Genomic DNA, 15,420 nt, shown 5'->3' on the forward strand with positions numbered 1-15,420 from the left:
AAACGTTCAGAGTCGAACGTTAGGGTGTGGTCGTCGGCGCGCTTCGTGCCGCGATGAGCAAGGGGATTCGATATGGGTGTCAGCTTGTCCAAGGGCGGCAATGTCTCACTGACCAAGGCGGCGCCGAACCTCACCGCCGTCGCGGTCGGCCTCGGCTGGGATCTGCGGACCACCACCGGCACGGACTTCGACCTCGACGCCAGCGCCATCGGCCTCGGCGCCGACAAGAAGGTGGTGTCGAGCGGGCACTTCGTCTTCTTCAACAACCTGAAGTCGCCCGAGGGCGCGATCGAGCACGCGGGCGACAACACCACCGGCGCCGGCGACGGTGACGACGAGACGATCAACGTCGACCTGGCCAACACCCCGGCCACGATCGACTCCATCGTGTTCCCGGTCTCGATCTACGACGCCGCCACCCGCAACCAGTCCTTCGGCCAGGTGCGCAACGCCTACATCCGCGTCCTCGACCGCAGCAACGGCGAGGAACTGGCGCGCTACGACCTCTCCGAGGACGCGTCCACCGAAACCGCCATGGTCTTCGGCGAGCTGTACCGCAACGGCGCCGAGTGGAAGTTCCGCGCCACCGGCCAGGGCTACGCCTCCGGCCTGGAAGGCATCGCCCGCGATTTCGGCGTCAACCTCTGAGGCACCAGCACTGCCGGTCAGCTGCGGGAACTCCCGAAATCTGGGTCGCCCACGCAGCTGACCAGCGCGCTATCTGTACGCCACGATGAGTTCGGCGCTGTCGACGATGCGCGTGTCGACGAGTTCTGCGAACGGGGGTGGTGTGCGAACCATTCTTTCCTGGTGAAGAATTCGCATCCATCGGTCGCTGGCCTCGGCGTCGATGCGCACAGTGTCCCAGGTTCGAGAATCCTTGATGCGCTCGCAGGAGCGAGCCAGGGTCGCCGGGGCGAGGTGGGGCCAGTGCTCTGCGAGCAGTGGCCCGAGCTCAGGGACCGTCGTCGTCCGCAACCGCCGCATCGACTCGCTCAGAGCCGAGGTGAAGCCGACGAGCCGGTCGAAGAGCTCCTCGACGCGGTCGGTCCGGCAGTAATAGACACTGTTCGGGCCGAGACCGCCGACTTCGGCGTAGTCGATCGCGATGGTGCCGGTTCCATTGTCCTGCAGCACTTGCGCGGTGGTCATGTCGAGGACGATCGCATCACCGAGCCCGGCCTCGAACAGTTCGACGAACATCGGGGTGGACAGATCACGCAGGAAGGTGATGCCCGCGGGGTCGACGCCTGACTCGCGGATCAGTCCCGCGGTGAAGGCGTACGGGGCGCTGCCGCCGATCCCCGGCGCGAGGACGGTGCGGCCGGTGAGATCGGCCCAGTCGATGGCACCGGTACCGGGACGGGTCACCAGCGCCTTGGGGAACTGGTGGTTGAGCTGGGCGAACACCGTGAGTTCGCGCGGAGTTCCCCAGTACATCCCGGGTACCCACAGCCCGCCAAGGGCGATATCCGCCGCTCCGCTGTCGAGATCGTCGAGCACCCCTGTCCAGGGATCCTTCGCTGTCGCAGTGACTTTCACGTTGCGCTCCGCGAACAGGCCGAGGTGATCGGCGTAGTACTCCGGCAGGTAGTTCAAGCCGTGTGCGGTCGCGGATATCGTCAGGTCGAGCATGGGGTCGGCTCCTCAGCGGGGTTGTTCGGTGACGGCTTCGAGTGACTTACCGAAAGTTTCGGGTCCGAATCGGGCGGCCACCACCAGCAGGGCGTACATGACCGCGATCATGAAGAACACGCCGGGCACGCCGGCGAGGTCGAAGAAGAACAGCGCGGCGAACGGCATGACAGCGCCGGCCACATTGCCGATGCCGTTGACCACCGAGGTGCCCATGGCCCGGACCGAAGTCGGGAACAGCTCCGGCGACCACACCGACAGCATGGTGTTGAGCATCATGGTGAAGAACTGGAAGATCATGCCCAGCACCAGGATCAGCGCGGTCGAGTTCGCGAAAGTGGCGAAGGCGATCGCGGAGACGCAGCCGAGCACCGCGGCGGACATCACCGTGCGGCGCCGTGGCGCCCGCCCCGCGAGATACGACGCCGCGCAGGCGCCCAACAGGCTGCCGACATTCATGATCATCGTGAAGGCCAGCGAGTCCGACAGCGAATATCCGCGCGATACCAGCAGGATCGGCATCAGGAACAGCAGTGTCACCTGCGCGCCGAACGACATCCAGGAGGCAGCGCCGATGGCCACGGTGTTGCGGAGATTGCGACCTCGGAAGACGGTGAGATAGGACGACTTCGTGGGAACCGGAATGTCGGCTTCGGTGACGTACGGGGTGACGACGCCGGGATGACGCAGTCCGGCGACACTGCCGCTGCCCAGCTTCGACAGGCTCACGTTCGCCGCGTGAATGTTGCCCTTCGACAGCAGGAACCGTGGCGATTCGGGCAGGTAGCGGCGGAAGAACACGACCAGCACGGCAGGCACGGCCAGGATCACGTAGGTCCAGCGCCAGGAGCTGTCGTTCCCGCCGAGGACGTTGTTCAACGGGCCGAGCACCAGCCAGAAGAACCCGAACGACGCGATGTTGCCGATGCCACCGGAGGAGATGTTGAGCGTCGCCAGCAGTGTGCCGCGATGACGCGTGGCCACGATCTCGGCGAGAATCGCCAACCCGACGGTGAATTCGCCACCCAGTCCGATGCCGACGACGAATCGGCTGGCGAGCAGCATCTCGTAGTTCACCGCGACCGCGCTGACCAGACCGCCGAGGGTGTAGACGAGCAGGTTCAGACTCAGCGCGGTGCGCCGGCCCCACCGGTCGGCGAGGTAGCCGCCGATGAGTCGACCGGCCAGGCCGCCGAGCACAGTGACGGTGTTGATCATGGTCAGCTGCGCGTTGTCGATGCCGAAGGATTCCTTCAGCAGCGGACCCATCGCACCGGTCGAATTCTGTTCCAGTGAATCGAAGAACAGGCCCGCCATCAGCAGCGAGATGACGACGATCTGTACTCGGCCGAAACCGATGCGGTCCAAGGCCGAGGACAACCCGGCGGAGACGCCGGGTTCGGTGGCAGGCGACGGAGAGGGGACGGTGACGGCGGTGAGTTCGCCGGGGGCGGTGTGGGACATGTCGGAACTCCGGGTACGGGAGTGTGACGCCGACAACGGTCGTATCGGCGAGCCGACTACAGCGTGGAACTGGAATCGCACTGCCTAATTTGTATACAGTTCCTGTGACGTACGAGTTTCGCTCCCCGTACTTCATGTTAAGCCATCGATATATTCGACTGGACTGTATACAACTAGTGGCAGTAGTTAACGATCGAACTCCGCCGAGAAGAATTGTTCGTCCCGGCGCAGGTGCTCGTCCATCAGATAGCCCGCCTGGACCGCCGCTCCGTTACGGATCGCGATCGCCACCGCGCGATGATCGTCGGCCGAGGTCTCCGGGTTGTGGCCGAGACTCCACTGCACCCGCTGGTTCAGCGTGGCGAGCATCTCGCGCAGCTGTTCGTTGCCCGAGGCGGTCGCGACCAGCTCGTGGAACGGCGTCTGCGTGTCCGTCTCGCCGTCGGCGACCCGCGAGATGTCGTCCGCGACCACGCCACCCCGTCCTTCCGCCGCGAGCTGTGCCGCCAGGACCTCGAGACCCCGCCGCACCTGAAGTAGCTCGCGACCGTCGTGGATCAACGACGACGACACCGTCGCACCGCGATGGCGGACGATGGTGACGAAACCTTCGGTCTGCAGCCGGGCCAGTGCCTCGCGTACCGGAATCCTCGACACCCCGAACCGTTTCGCCAGGGCTTCCTCGACCAGCCGTTCCCCGGCTACGAGCCGACCGGCCAGGATCTCCGCGCGCAACGCCCGCGCGATCGCGTCTCCCGACGAATTCTCAGCCGATACCGGATCTGCCACACCCGCAGCTTAGGCGGATGCTCGACACGACCCCGCCGTGGCGCCGCCGACCTCGCGTGCGCAATTCACCCGCTGCGGGTGAGGTGGCGAGCCTGCGGGACGCCGAGCATCGAGTCGACGCGTCGACCGAGCTGAGGAGCTGATTTGCGATGGCATTGGACTACGACGATCGCACCGATTTCGAGAATGCTGATCGCGGGTTCATCAAGACCCTGACGCCCATGCGGATCGCCAAGGCTGACGGCACGGTCGTTTTCGACACCAGCGGATACGGGTTCCTCGACGGGCCGTGTCCGGAAACGATCAACCCGAGTCTGTTCCGGCAGGCCCAGCTCTGTGTGAAGAACGGGCTGTACGAGGTCGTGGACGGCATCTATCAGATCCGTGGTTTCGACATCTCCAATATGACGATCGTCGAGGGCGATACGGGCATCATCGTGATCGATCCGCTCATCTCGGCCGAGTGCGCGGCGGCCGGGTTGGCGTTGTATCGCGAGGAGCGCGGCGACCGGCCCGTCACCGGTGTCATCTATACCCACTCCCACGGGGACCACTTCGGCGGTGTCGACGGCGTGCTGCCCGACGGCCGTGGTGACGTGCCGATTCTCGCGCCGGCCGGTTTCATGGCGGAGGCCGTCTCGGAGAACGTCTACGCGGGTGTCGCGATGACGCGGCGCGGCACCTACATGTACGGCATGGGGATGACGCCCGGACCCGAAGGCCAGTGCAGCACCGGGCTGGGCATCCAGGCCTCCCATGGCACGTTCGGGCTGATCCCGCCCACCGTCGACATCACGCGTACCGGCCAGCAGGAGACCGTCGACGGCGTGCCGATCGTCTTCCAGATGACCCCGGGCACCGAGGCTCCCGCGGAGATGAACTTCTATTTTCCCCGCCACCGCGCCCTCTGTCTCGCCGAGAACGCGACCCACAATCTGCACAACCTGCTGACCCTGCGCGGCGCGCAGGTGCGCGATCCGCGGATCTGGTCGCGCTACATCGACGAGGCGATCGAGATGTTCGCCGTCGACGCCGATGTCGCGTTCGCCTCGCACCACTGGCCCACCTGGGGTGCCGAGAACATCATGGGATTCCTGTCGGTGCAGCGCGACCTGTACATGTACCTGCACGACCAGACACTGCGGATGATGAACGAGGGACTCAACGGCCCGGAGATCGCCGAACAGTTCGAGTTGTCGCCGAACCTGGCCGACGCGTGGAGCGCCCGTGGCTATTACGGGTCGGTGAGCCACAACGTCAAGGCTGTGTACCAGCGCTATCTCGGCTGGTTCGACGGGAACCCGACCTCGCTCTGGGAGCACCCGCGTACGGCGAAAGCGGTCCGGTACGTCGAGACCATCGGCGGCATCGACGCGGTGATCGAGAAGGGACGTGCCTACGCCGACGCGGGCGATCTGCGCTTCGCCGCTGAGCTGCTCACCCATGCCGTGTTCGCCGAGCCGGACAACAAGGCCGCGAAAGACGCACTCGCCCAGACCTATCGAACACTCGGCTTCGGGGCCGAGAACGCCACCTGGCGCTGCTTCTACCTCACCGGCGACAACGAACTGCGGCACGGAATCCAACGGACCGAGCTCGACCTCGGCGGCGGGATGGCCGCGGCACTGTCGGTGGACCAGCTGTTCGACTCGATCGCCATCCGGGTGAACGGTCCACGCGCGGCGAAGGATTCGTTCCGGATCGAATGGCATTTCACCGACCAGGACTCCGTCGTGCGTCTCACCCTGTCCAACGGCGTCCTCATCCAGACGCCCGACCCACGGTCCAAGGCCGATATCGACCTCACCGTCACTCTCACCAAGCCGCAACTGCTCGGCATTCTCGCGGGCAAGGGCTTGGCCGGGATCGACCACACCGGCGACCCCGGCGTCCTCCAGCGACTGTTCGGTCTCCTGGACACCCCCGACCCGAATTTCGCGGTCGTGACACCGTAACCGTGCGTCGATGCGGCCGCCGCCGAAGCTGGGCGCGGCCGCATCGCCGGTCAGGGCCGCGGGCAGCGCGTTCCATTCGTCCAAGACCGCCGACCGCGCCCAGTCTTAGCGTTGCCGCATGGCAACAACACGAACTTCTTCCGGTCGCACGGTCGATGACCAACTCCTGGCCGTTCTGGACGAGTGGCAGGTGGCGATCGTCGCCAACGATGCGGACCGGATCGGCTCCTATATGGCCGACGAGTGGATCATGGTCTCCGAGAACGGCATGACCACCGCCGAACAGTTCCTGGCCTTCGTCCGATCGGGTGACCTCACACACTCGGCGATGGAGCGCGTCGGTGAGCCCAGAATCCGCTACCACGGCGAACTCGCCCTGCTGACGACCAGGGTCACCAATACCGCTCACTACCAGGGCATTCGATTCGACGCCGACGAATGGACCACCGACGCCTTCCGCCACACCGACGGCCGATGGCGCTGCGTGCTGACCCAGATCACCGCTACGAAGAGGTAGCCATCTCGGTCACGGGGACCACCTGCACGCTCAGGCCCGGTCGGGGGTTCCAGGTGGAGATGGCCCAGATGACGACGAGGTCGATGCCGATGATGATCACCGACCACCACGGGCAGTACGGCAGGGACAGGAAATTGGCGATGATCGAGAGGGCGGCCAGACAGTAGGCGGCGATGCGGGCCCAGGACGCGGTCAGAATCATCCCGACGGCGACGGCTACGAGGAGTACACCCAGCGCCAGGTGGATCCAGCCCCAGGCGCTGACGTCGAGCTGGTAGCTGTATTCGCTCGGGATCAGGAACAGCTCGTCCTCGGTGACGTCGGCGATACCGCGCAGGATGCTCAGTGTGCCTGCTACCAGGAGCATGATCACCGCGAGCATGGTGACGCCCGCCGCGAGACCCTGGCGGACGGGATGCGAGGTGATCGTCATGGATTCGACGGTAGGGGCTGTCGGGGACGATCCGGATCCCCCGTTATGGGTGAGGTCGAGCGGTGCGGACGGATTCACCCGATTCGGATGATGTGTGCGGGCAGGGGCTTCGCGACGATGGCGGCAAGGGTTGAACCGTAACCGCCGCCCGGTGGTCACGCATCACAGAAGTGAGGTCGAATCATGTCGTCGGTGTGGGACGTTCTCTGGGTCATCATTGTGAGCTTCTGCTTTGTCGCCTACCTGATGTTGATGTTCTACCTGCTCACCGATCTTTTCCGCGACCGGTCCACCTCGGGTTGGGTGAAAGCGGTGTGGGTGGTGTGTCTGATCCTGTTCCCGCTGATCACCGGACTGGTGTATCTGATCTTCCGCGGTAGCGGCATGGCGGAACGGACCGCCGAAGCGCAGAAGCAGGCACGCACGGAGACCGACGATTACATCAGGCAGGCCGCGGGCACCAATTCCGCCGCCCAGATCGCCGACGGGAAGAAGCTGCTCGACGCCGGCGCCATCACCGAGGCGGAATTCCAGCAACTCAAGGCCAAGGCTCTCTCCTGAAATCCGCGAACGACTGCGCGATCCGGCGTCGCTCACAGACAGGAACACCATCTGATGACCAGTCAGCAGGATGCCTCGGCCAGCGTCGAAGCCAACAACGAGACGTTGCTGCGCACGCTACCGTTCGATGACAACCAGGATTTCGCCGATGCCGAGCGTGGGTTCGTCGCGGCGCTGACGCCGGGGGTGGTGAAGAACGCCGCGGGCAAGGTGGTGTGGGACATCGACGCCTACTCGTTCCTCGACGGCGAGTGCCCGCCCACGGTGAATCCGAGTCTGTGGCGGCAGTCGCAACTGTGTGTGAAGCAAGGCCTGTACGAGGTCACCGACGGCATCTTCCAGATCCGCGGATTCGATCTGTCCAATATGACGCTGGTCGAAGGCGACGCCGGCGTGATCGTGATCGATCCGCTGATCTCGGAGGAGACCGCCGCCGCCGGGCTCGCGCTGTACCGCGCGCATCGCGGCGACCGCCCGGTGACCGGGGTGATCTATTCGCATTCCCATATCGACCATTTCGGCGGTGTGAAGGGGGTGACCACCGAAGAAGAGGTGGCGGCCGGGCATTGCCCGATCATCGCGCCGGTCGGTTTCACCGAACACGCGGTCGAGGAAAACGTGTACGCGGGCACCGCGATGGCGCGCCGGGCGGCCTATATGTACGGCGCCGCACTTCCCCGCGGACCGAAGGGGTCGGTCGGTGCCGGCCTCGGGCCGACGAATTCGCTCGGTACCCCGACCTTGATCTCGCCGACGGTCTACATCGACCACACCGGGCAGACCGTGACAGTAGACGGGGTGAGCATCGAATTCCAGATGACGCCGGGCACCGAGGCGCCATCGGAGATGAACTTCTACTTCCCCGACCGGCGGGCGCTGTGCATGGCCGAGAACGCCACCCACACCCTGCACAATCTGCTGACATTGCGCGGTGCGCTGGTTCGCGATCCGCACGTGTGGTCGAGTTACCTCACGCAGGCGATCAACCGATACGCCGCCCGCACCGATGTCGTGTTCGCCTCGCACCATTGGCCGACCTGGGGAACCGATCGGCTGACCGAATTCCTTTCGGTACAGCGCGATCTCTACGGCTATCTCCACGACCAGACTCTGCGGGCATTGAACAAGGGCTCCACCGGCATCGAGATCGCCGAGGACCTGCCCTTGCCGCCCGCCGTCGTGAACTCGTGGTCGACCCACGGCTATTACGGGTCGGTGAGCCACAATGTCAAAGCGATCTACCAGCGATACATGGGCTGGTTCGACGGCAATCCCGCCACGCTGTGGCAGCACCCGCCGGTCGCGAACGCCCGGCGCCATGTGGATTTCATGGGCGGTGCCGACGAAGCCGTCGCCAAGGCGCGAAAGTCCTACGACGAGGGCGACTTCCGCTGGGTGGCCCAGGTGCTCAACTACGTCATCTTCGCCGACCCCGATAATGCCGAGGCGAAAGCGCTACAGGCCGACACGCTCGAACAGCTCGGCTTCGGCGCGGAGAACGGCACCTGGCGCAACTTCTTCCTGATGGGCGCCTACGAATTGCGCAACGGCAATGTCGGTACTCCGCTGGCGACGTCGTCGGCCGATATTTCCGCCGCCCTCTCCGTGGAGCAGCTGTTCGACGCGATCGCGCTGCGCGTCGACGGCCCGCGCGCGTGGGACGCGAGGATCGTCATCGATTGGCGCATCACCGATTCCGGCACGGTGCACCGCACCGAGCTGCGCAACGGACTGCTCGTGCACTTCGACGTCGAAGGCGACCTCCCACCCGCCCAGGCGACGTTCACGCTCACCGAAGCGGACCTGCGCGCGGCACTGCTCGGTGGCCAGGATCTGGCGAAGATGATCGGCGACGGTCGCGTCACCGCCGAGGGTGATCCCACCAAGCTGGCCGAACTGGTCGGCTACCTCGACGCCCCCGACCCGGATTTCGCGATCGTCACCCCCTGATCCACCGGTCCGCCGTCGAAGGAGCTGCGATGGGCGCGAGGGCGACGGTGCGGCGGCGGACCGGTGACTGACATCGTGCGGCGGGTACGACGGTGGTTCGTGACCGAGCGCATGTCGAAAGCCGATGTCGTCGCGGGGATTCCGGGTGCGATCGGCGGGGTGCCGGACGGGATGGCGGCGGGTGTTCTCGCGGGGGTGAGTCCGGTGCACGGGCTCTACGCGAGCATGGCCGGGCGATTCTTCGGCGGGTTCGGTACCAGCACGCAGCTGATGGTGGTCACCACGACGAGTGCGTCCGCGTTGGCGGTGGGTTCGACCCTGACCGATGTCGAACCGGATCAGCGGTCGGGCGCCATCGTGATGTTGACGCTGGTCGCGGGCGCGATGATGATCGTCGCCGCGATGTTGCGGCTGGGCAAGTACACCCGGTTCGTCTCACACTCGGTGATGACCGGGTTCCTGCTCGGCATCTCGGCCAACATCCTGTTCGGCCAGTTGCCGAGTCTGCTCGGTGCGCCGGTGCGGGGGTCGATCGCGGCGGAGAAAGCGCTGCACGTGGTGCTGCATCCGTTGGACTTCGACTGGCGGGCAGCCGTTGTCGGCGTACTCGCGATGATGCTGCTCATCGGGTTGGCACACACGCGGCTGCGCACGGTCGCCGCCCTGTTCGCCTTGGTGGTGCCGATGATCGTCGTGCTCGCTTTCGGCTGGAGCGAAGTCGGCACGGTCGCCGACACAGGCGAGATTCCCACCGGGATTCCGCTGCCGCACCTGCCGGACTCGAGCACGCTGTCGCTGTCGTTGGTCGCCGGGGCGTTGGCGGTGACGCTGATCGTGCTGGTCCAGGGGGCGGGGGTTGCGGAGTCGGCACCCAACCTCGGCGGGACGCGAAGCTCGGTCGATCGTGATTTCACGGCGCAAGGCATCGGCAATGTCTTCGCCGGGTTGTTTCGTGGAATGCCGGTCGGTGGGTCGGTGGGGCAGACGGCGATCAACGTCTCCTCCGGTGCGCGTGGCCGCTGGGGCGGAATGTGGTCGGGGCTCTGGATTCTGGTGATCCTGGTCGCGCTGGCCGGGGCGGTGGGCAGGGTGCCGCTGCCCACGCTGGCCGCGATACTGATGGTCGCCGCAGCGCGGTCGATCGATCCGGACCGCCTCGTCGCCATCTGGAGCAGCGGCGCGATCTCACGGATCGCGCTGCTGGTGACCTTCTTCGCCACCCTGCTGTTGCCCGTGACGGCGGCAGTCGGTGTCGGGGTCGGGTTGTCGCTGCTGCTGCAGCTGAACCAGGAGGCCATCGATTTGAAGGTGGTGCGGTTACGGGTCGAGGGTGAGCATCTCGTCGAGGCGAAGGCCCCGACCTCGCTGTCCGACAACGAGGTCGTGATCCTGGATGTCTACGGCAGCCTGTTCTACGCGGGCGCGCGCACGCTGCAGGCCAAGCTGCCCGACCCCGACGGCGCGCACGAGCCCGTCGTCATTCTGCGCCTGCGAGGGCGCACGAGCGTGAGCGCGACCTTCCTGCACGTGGTCGGCGACTACGCGCGCCGGCTGGACTCGCTCGGTGGCCGCCTCTACCTCAGCGGTGTCGACCCGCACATTCGCGACGTCTGGACCGACGACCTGCTGCACGCACAGGGCCTGCACATCGAATTCTTCCCGGCGACAAGCACACTCGGCGAGTCGACACTGGCCGCCTACGCCGATGCCGAGGTTCGGATCCACCGAGAGCGGAGGGCGTGACGTGGGCGGACTGATGGCATTGCTGTTGCCGGAGATCGTGGGATTGATGGTCACGCCGGGCGCGGTGATCGGCTGTGTCCTGTTGCTGCGCTCGCGCGACCCGGTGCGCAACGCATCGATGTTCGGGCTCGGGTTCCTGGTCGTGTATTCGATCGTCGCGCTCGCCGCGTGCATCGGCGGTGCGCCGGACCCGGGAGCTACCACGGCCCAGACCTCCCACATCGCCGGACTCGTGGTCGGTCTGATCTTTCTGGCTCTCGGCGTCGTCATGCTGGTGCGGCCCCGCCGGAACACCGGCGAAAAGCCACGTGTGCTCGATGAACTCGCCACCGCGGGCCCCCGCAAGGCCTTCGCGATCGGGGTCGTACTCGGGGTGTTGAACCCGAATCTGTTCATCATGATGTCGGGGATGAGCGTGATCGCCAGCTCCGCCGTCGGCCTGGCCGACGCGCTGTTGGCGACCGCGATCCTGCTCGTCGCGGCGGTCGTCGACTTCCTGATTCCGATCGGGATCTATCTCGCGATGGGCGAACGGGCCGAGCACAGTCTGGCGGTCGCGCAGGCGTGGATGTTGAGCCACAGCCGGATGCTGACGTTGTCGGTACTGCTCGGATTCGGTGCCCTGTTCACCGCTCGCGGCATCGTCAACCTCGCCGGCTGAGGTGACTCTTCGGAAAGGACGCACCCGCGCTCGCCGGTGGCGCGTTCGTGCTGTTCGCGTCGAATGTGGTCGCGATGATCATCACGTCGACGATCGTGCTGCTCATCGCCGGGTACGCGGGCGAGGCCGATCCGGCGACGATGCGGCGGGGCCGGGCCTACCTGGTGCTCGGCGCGGCGCTGGTGCTGGTGGCGATCCCGATGGTGCTCAACTCGCTGTCGACGCTGTGGGCCGGTCAGATCGCCGACGCGGCCGGCGACTGGCTCCGGGACACTCCGGACGCGCAGGTCATGGACGTCACCCTGCACAGCGATATCGCGACCGTCTCGGTGCTGGGCCCCGCGCAGTTGCCGCCGCGCGAGGAGTTGCAGCGGAAGGTGGACGAGCTCGTGCCGTGGGACCCGAAGGTGGTCATCATCCACACGGTCGGTGGTCGTGTGCAGTGATCACAACCCGCCGCCCCCGGCACCGTGGCCGGGGGCGGCGTTCGCCGGAAACTCAGCTGAGCAGTTTGGCTTTCGCGGCGGCGAATTCGGCGTCCGACAGTGCGCCTGCGGAATGCAGCTCGGCCAATTTGCCGAGCTGGGCGACGGTGTCGTTGCCCGCGCTCGGGGCAGCGGGCGGCGGGGGAGCCTGTTGCGGCGGCGGAGGCGGTGCCTGCTGTTGGGCGTAGGCCTGTTGTTCGGCGGCCCGCTGCGCGCCGCGCCGGTTCATCGCGTTCGAGGTGGCGGTCGCGGTACCCGCGACGACCGCGGTTCTGGCGATGGTGCCGATCAGTCCCGGTCGCCCGACGCGACCCCGGCGAAGTGGCATATCGATTCCTTCCTAGGCGAGGGCGAGTGCGGCGTCGACGGCATCGCGCGGTACTTGCACGTGCAGCGCGACCTCACCGTCGGCCGCGCGCACCGCGCCTGCCAGGCGCAGCGCCCACGTTTCCTCGAAAACGATGACGACGGCGGTCGTTCCCGGTTCCATCGACGCCCGGACTACGTCGAGGTCGTCGTCGCTGACGAGGTCGATGTCGGCCGCCGTCAGACCCGTCAGACCCACCGCGGAGATGTCGTCGTCGATCTCGCGTTCGGTGATGGCGCCCGCGTCGTCCATGGACAGCACGATCAGATCGAGCAGCGTGACCGTGCCTTTCGCGACGATCTCGGCCAGTGCCGCGGACACGGATTCGTCGATCTCGGTGCCGGGAAAGGTGAGCACAAGGAATTCGACCGGTCCGAGCGTTGCTGGTGATCCCATGGGCAGATCGTGCCCCCGGCGAGTGCTGGGCCGCTTCACCCGATTCGGATGAAACAGCGAGCGCGCAGTTCACCCGGAAAGTGTGAGGCGCGCCGGGATCGGCCCGCTTAGCGTCGTGGCATGGGCTCAGTAATCGGCGGTCTCCTGCCACTGGCGGTGGGTGTGGCGGTCTCGCCGATCCCGATCATCGCCGCCATTCTGATGATCCTGTCGAAGAACGCGGGCGGTGCCGCGAAGGGCTTCGCCGTGGGGTGGGTGGCCGGCATCCTCGTCGTGACCGGCGTGATGACCATGCTCGCCGGGACACTGGGCGGCACGGACAGCGAACCGTCGACCGGCGCCTCGATCGTGAAGATCATTCTCGGCGTCGCGCTGGTGGTCCTGGCGGTGATCCAGTGGCAGGAACGGTCGCAGACCGAGGTGCCCGGCTGGATGAAGGCGATCGATACGCTCACACCGGTGAAGGCGCTGGGGCTGGGAGCGCTGCTGTCGGGCGTCAATCCGAAGAATCTGCTGCTGTGTGTGTCGGCGGGTGTCGCGATCGGGGCAGGCGGTCTGAGCGCGGGGGGCGACCTGGTCGCGATCGTGGTGTTCACCTTGCTCGCCTCGGTCACCGTGCTGGCCGTGGTCGTGGGATACATGCTCGCGGCCGACAAGCTCGGTCCGATGCTCGACAGCCTGCGGGAGTGGTTGCAGCTCAACAACCATGCGGTGATGGCGATCGTGCTGTTGATCATGGGCGCTGTGGTCGTCGGCAAGGGCATCGGCGGGCTGTAGCGGTGTCGATACCGGTGTTCGAGTCACTGCAGGGGTATCGGCGGGCGTGGCTGCGGCCGGATGTGATCGCCGGTCTCACGGTGTGGGCGGTGCTCGTGCCCGAAGCGCTGGCCTACGCGTCGATCGCCGGGGTGCCGCCGGTGGTCGGCCTGTACGCGGCGGTGCCGTCGCTGGTGCTCTACGCGCTGGCAGGCAGTTCGCGGCACCTGGTGGTCGGGCCGATGTCGGCGACCGCGGCACTGTCGGCGGCGATCATCGCCCCGCTCGCGGGCGCCGACAACGGCCGCTACATCGCGTTGACGGCCGCCCTCGCCATCGCGACCGGCTTGGTAGGTCTGCTCGCCGGTCTCATCCGGCTCGGCTTCATCGCCGCGTTCATCTCCGAACCGGTGCTCAAGGGCTTCATCGTCGGACTCGCCCTGGTCATCATCATCGGGCAGGTGCCCAAGTTGCTCGGCGTCGACAAACACGACGGCAACTTCTTCCGGCAGGCGTGGGGCATCATCACCGAGCTGGGCCATGCCCAGTGGCGCACCGTGACGGTCGGCCTGATCAGCCTCGCGCTGGTGCTCGCACTGCGCCGCTGGCTGCCGTTCGTTCCGGGCGCGTTGGTGGCGGTGGGGTTCGGCATCGTCGTCGTGACCGTGTTCGGACTCGACGACAAGGGTGTCTCGATTGTCGGTCATATCGACTCGGGACTGCCCACGCTCGGCCTGCCGTCGGGAGTGTCGTTCGGTGACTACCTCGATCTGCTCGGACCCGCCGTGGGGGTGTTGCTGATCGGCTTCGCCGAGGGCCTCGGCGCCGCGAAAACCTATGCGGCCAAGGCGGGTTACCCCATCGACGCGAATCGGGAGCTGTTCGGCCTCGGCGCCGCCAATCTCGGCTCGGGGCTGAGTTCGGGGATGGTCGTCAACGGCAGCTTGTCGAAGACGGCGGTCAACGGTGGCGCCGGGGCGAAGACCCAGCTCAGCGGGCTTGTCGTGGCCGGGCTCACCGTCGTCACGCTGCTGTTCCTGACCGGGTTGTTCGAGAAGCTGCCGGAGGCCACCTTGGCGGCGGTCGTGATCGCGGCCGTCATCGAGCTGGTCGACATCGCCGCCCTGCGCCGCCTCTACCGGGTCTGGACCCACATGCTCGCCAGCATCTACGGCAAGGCGGCACGTGCCGACTTCCTGGCCGCGATGGCCGCGATGCTGGGCGTGCTGATCTTCGATACGCTGCCCGGCCTGCTCATCGGTATCGGTGTGTCGATGCTGCTGCTGGTGTACCGGGCCTCGCAACCGCATGTGGCCGAGCTCGGTAAGGAAGGGTCGTTGTGGGTCGCCGCCGTCCGGCACCCGGACGCGGCGACGCGCCCCGATCTGCTGGTCGTCCGGGTCGAGTCGGGGCTGTTCTTCGCCAACTCCGGTTATGTGAAGGACCAGATCGAGGGGCTGTGCACCGACCGCACCCGGATGGTCGTCCTCGACGCCGAGACCTCGCCCTCGGTCGACGTGACCGCCGCGGCGATGCTGCTCGCCCTGCGTGACACGCTGGCCGCCCGGCGCATCGGGTTCGCGATCGCGCGACCGGTCGCCCAGTTCGGTGACGCCCTCGGCTCGGCCGAGCACGGTGACGTCCCGGTCCCGATCTATCCCACCGTCGCCGCCGCGGCCGCGGCACTGTCCGGCTCATGAACATGCTC

General features: G+C 66.5%; 16 protein-coding genes. 10 read left to right on the forward strand and 6 right to left on the reverse strand.

Annotated elements, in window-relative coordinates; genetic code table 11:
• Positions 1 to 72: 72 nt before the first annotated feature.
• Positions 73 to 648 carry a TerD family protein gene (locus ACWGCN_RS22935; RefSeq protein ID WP_067457219.1) on the forward strand — a complete coding sequence of 192 codons (576 nt, stop codon included), beginning with the start codon at positions 73 to 75 and terminating at the stop codon, positions 646 to 648.
• Between the two features lie 69 nt (positions 649 to 717).
• Here ACWGCN_RS22935 and ACWGCN_RS22940 read toward each other — a convergent pair whose 3' ends face one another.
• From ACWGCN_RS22940 to ACWGCN_RS22950, 3 genes are all read right to left on the reverse strand, one after another.
• Entirely contained in the window at positions 718 to 1,635 is a 918-nt protein-coding gene (locus ACWGCN_RS22940; RefSeq protein WP_452459188.1) for an ABC transporter substrate-binding protein, read from the reverse strand.
• Between the two features lie 12 nt (positions 1,636 to 1,647).
• The gene (locus ACWGCN_RS22945; RefSeq protein WP_452459189.1) at positions 1,648 to 3,099 is read right to left on the reverse strand and encodes an MFS transporter; all 1,452 of its coding nucleotides are present in this window, start codon (positions 3,097 to 3,099) and stop codon (positions 1,648 to 1,650) included.
• A 186-nt stretch (positions 3,100 to 3,285) separates the two neighbouring features.
• On the reverse strand, positions 3,286 to 3,888 hold the full coding sequence (locus ACWGCN_RS22950; protein WP_449969879.1) for a GntR family transcriptional regulator: 603 nt from the start codon (positions 3,886 to 3,888) through the stop codon (positions 3,286 to 3,288).
• Positions 3,889 to 4,037: 149 nt separating this feature from the next.
• On the opposite strand from ACWGCN_RS22950, the gene ACWGCN_RS22955 reads away from it, so the two are divergent.
• Both ACWGCN_RS22955 and ACWGCN_RS22960 read left to right on the forward strand, forming a co-directional pair.
• Complete coding sequence (locus tag ACWGCN_RS22955) at positions 4,038 to 5,843, forward strand: alkyl/aryl-sulfatase (protein WP_449969876.1); 1,806 nt, start codon at positions 4,038 to 4,040, stop codon at positions 5,841 to 5,843.
• 118 nt (positions 5,844 to 5,961) lie between these two features.
• Entirely contained in the window at positions 5,962 to 6,360 is a 399-nt protein-coding gene (locus tag ACWGCN_RS22960) for a nuclear transport factor 2 family protein (protein WP_452459190.1), read from the forward strand.
• Here the strand turns inward: ACWGCN_RS22960 and ACWGCN_RS22965 are convergent.
• Positions 6,347 to 6,793 carry a DUF7144 family membrane protein gene (locus tag ACWGCN_RS22965; RefSeq protein ID WP_452459191.1) on the reverse strand — a complete coding sequence of 149 codons (447 nt, stop codon included), beginning with the start codon at positions 6,791 to 6,793 and terminating at the stop codon, positions 6,347 to 6,349. The genes ACWGCN_RS22960 and ACWGCN_RS22965 overlap by 14 nt on opposite strands.
• Positions 6,794 to 6,976: 183 nt before the next feature.
• On the opposite strand from ACWGCN_RS22965, the gene ACWGCN_RS22970 reads away from it, so the two are divergent.
• The 5 genes from ACWGCN_RS22970 to ACWGCN_RS22990 all read left to right on the forward strand — a co-directional run bounded on the left by ACWGCN_RS22970 (position 6,977) and on the right by ACWGCN_RS22990 (position 12,154).
• A complete protein-coding gene (locus tag ACWGCN_RS22970; protein WP_378994671.1) occupies positions 6,977 to 7,354 on the forward strand; it encodes an SHOCT domain-containing protein in 378 nt (125 codons plus the stop codon).
• A 54-nt stretch (positions 7,355 to 7,408) separates the two neighbouring features.
• Positions 7,409 to 9,304 carry an alkyl/aryl-sulfatase gene (locus tag ACWGCN_RS22975; RefSeq protein ID WP_452459192.1) on the forward strand — a complete coding sequence of 632 codons (1,896 nt, stop codon included), beginning with the start codon at positions 7,409 to 7,411 and terminating at the stop codon, positions 9,302 to 9,304.
• Between the two features lie 99 nt (positions 9,305 to 9,403).
• Positions 9,404 to 11,047 (forward strand): SulP family inorganic anion transporter, encoded by a 1,644-nt coding sequence (locus ACWGCN_RS22980; RefSeq protein ID WP_452459193.1) that lies wholly within the window; start codon positions 9,404 to 9,406, stop codon positions 11,045 to 11,047.
• A 1-nt stretch (position 11,048) separates the two neighbouring features.
• Positions 11,049 to 11,708 (forward strand): GAP family protein, encoded by a 660-nt coding sequence (locus ACWGCN_RS22985; protein WP_449969861.1) that lies wholly within the window; start codon positions 11,049 to 11,051, stop codon positions 11,706 to 11,708.
• Positions 11,709 to 11,755: 47 nt separating this feature from the next.
• Complete coding sequence (locus ACWGCN_RS22990) at positions 11,756 to 12,154, forward strand: hypothetical protein (protein ID WP_378994663.1); 399 nt, start codon at positions 11,756 to 11,758, stop codon at positions 12,152 to 12,154.
• A 52-nt stretch (positions 12,155 to 12,206) separates the two neighbouring features.
• Here ACWGCN_RS22990 and ACWGCN_RS22995 read toward each other — a convergent pair whose 3' ends face one another.
• Together ACWGCN_RS22995 and ACWGCN_RS23000 are read right to left on the reverse strand one after the other, a co-directional pair.
• Entirely contained in the window at positions 12,207 to 12,521 is a 315-nt protein-coding gene (locus ACWGCN_RS22995; RefSeq protein ID WP_452460419.1) for an SHOCT domain-containing protein, read from the reverse strand.
• A 12-nt stretch (positions 12,522 to 12,533) separates the two neighbouring features.
• On the reverse strand, positions 12,534 to 12,956 hold the full coding sequence (locus tag ACWGCN_RS23000) for a DUF6325 family protein (RefSeq protein ID WP_378994659.1): 423 nt from the start codon (positions 12,954 to 12,956) through the stop codon (positions 12,534 to 12,536).
• 120 nt (positions 12,957 to 13,076) lie between these two features.
• On the opposite strand from ACWGCN_RS23000, the gene ACWGCN_RS23005 reads away from it, so the two are divergent.
• Both ACWGCN_RS23005 and ACWGCN_RS23010 read left to right on the forward strand, forming a co-directional pair.
• Positions 13,077 to 13,733 (forward strand): GAP family protein, encoded by a 657-nt coding sequence (locus ACWGCN_RS23005; protein WP_378994656.1) that lies wholly within the window; start codon positions 13,077 to 13,079, stop codon positions 13,731 to 13,733.
• Between the two features lie 14 nt (positions 13,734 to 13,747).
• A complete protein-coding gene (locus ACWGCN_RS23010) occupies positions 13,748 to 15,412 on the forward strand; it encodes a SulP family inorganic anion transporter (protein ID WP_452460420.1) in 1,665 nt (554 codons plus the stop codon).
• Positions 15,413 to 15,420: the final 8 nt, after the last annotated feature.

This window comes from Nocardia sp. NPDC055050, assembly GCF_053608345.1.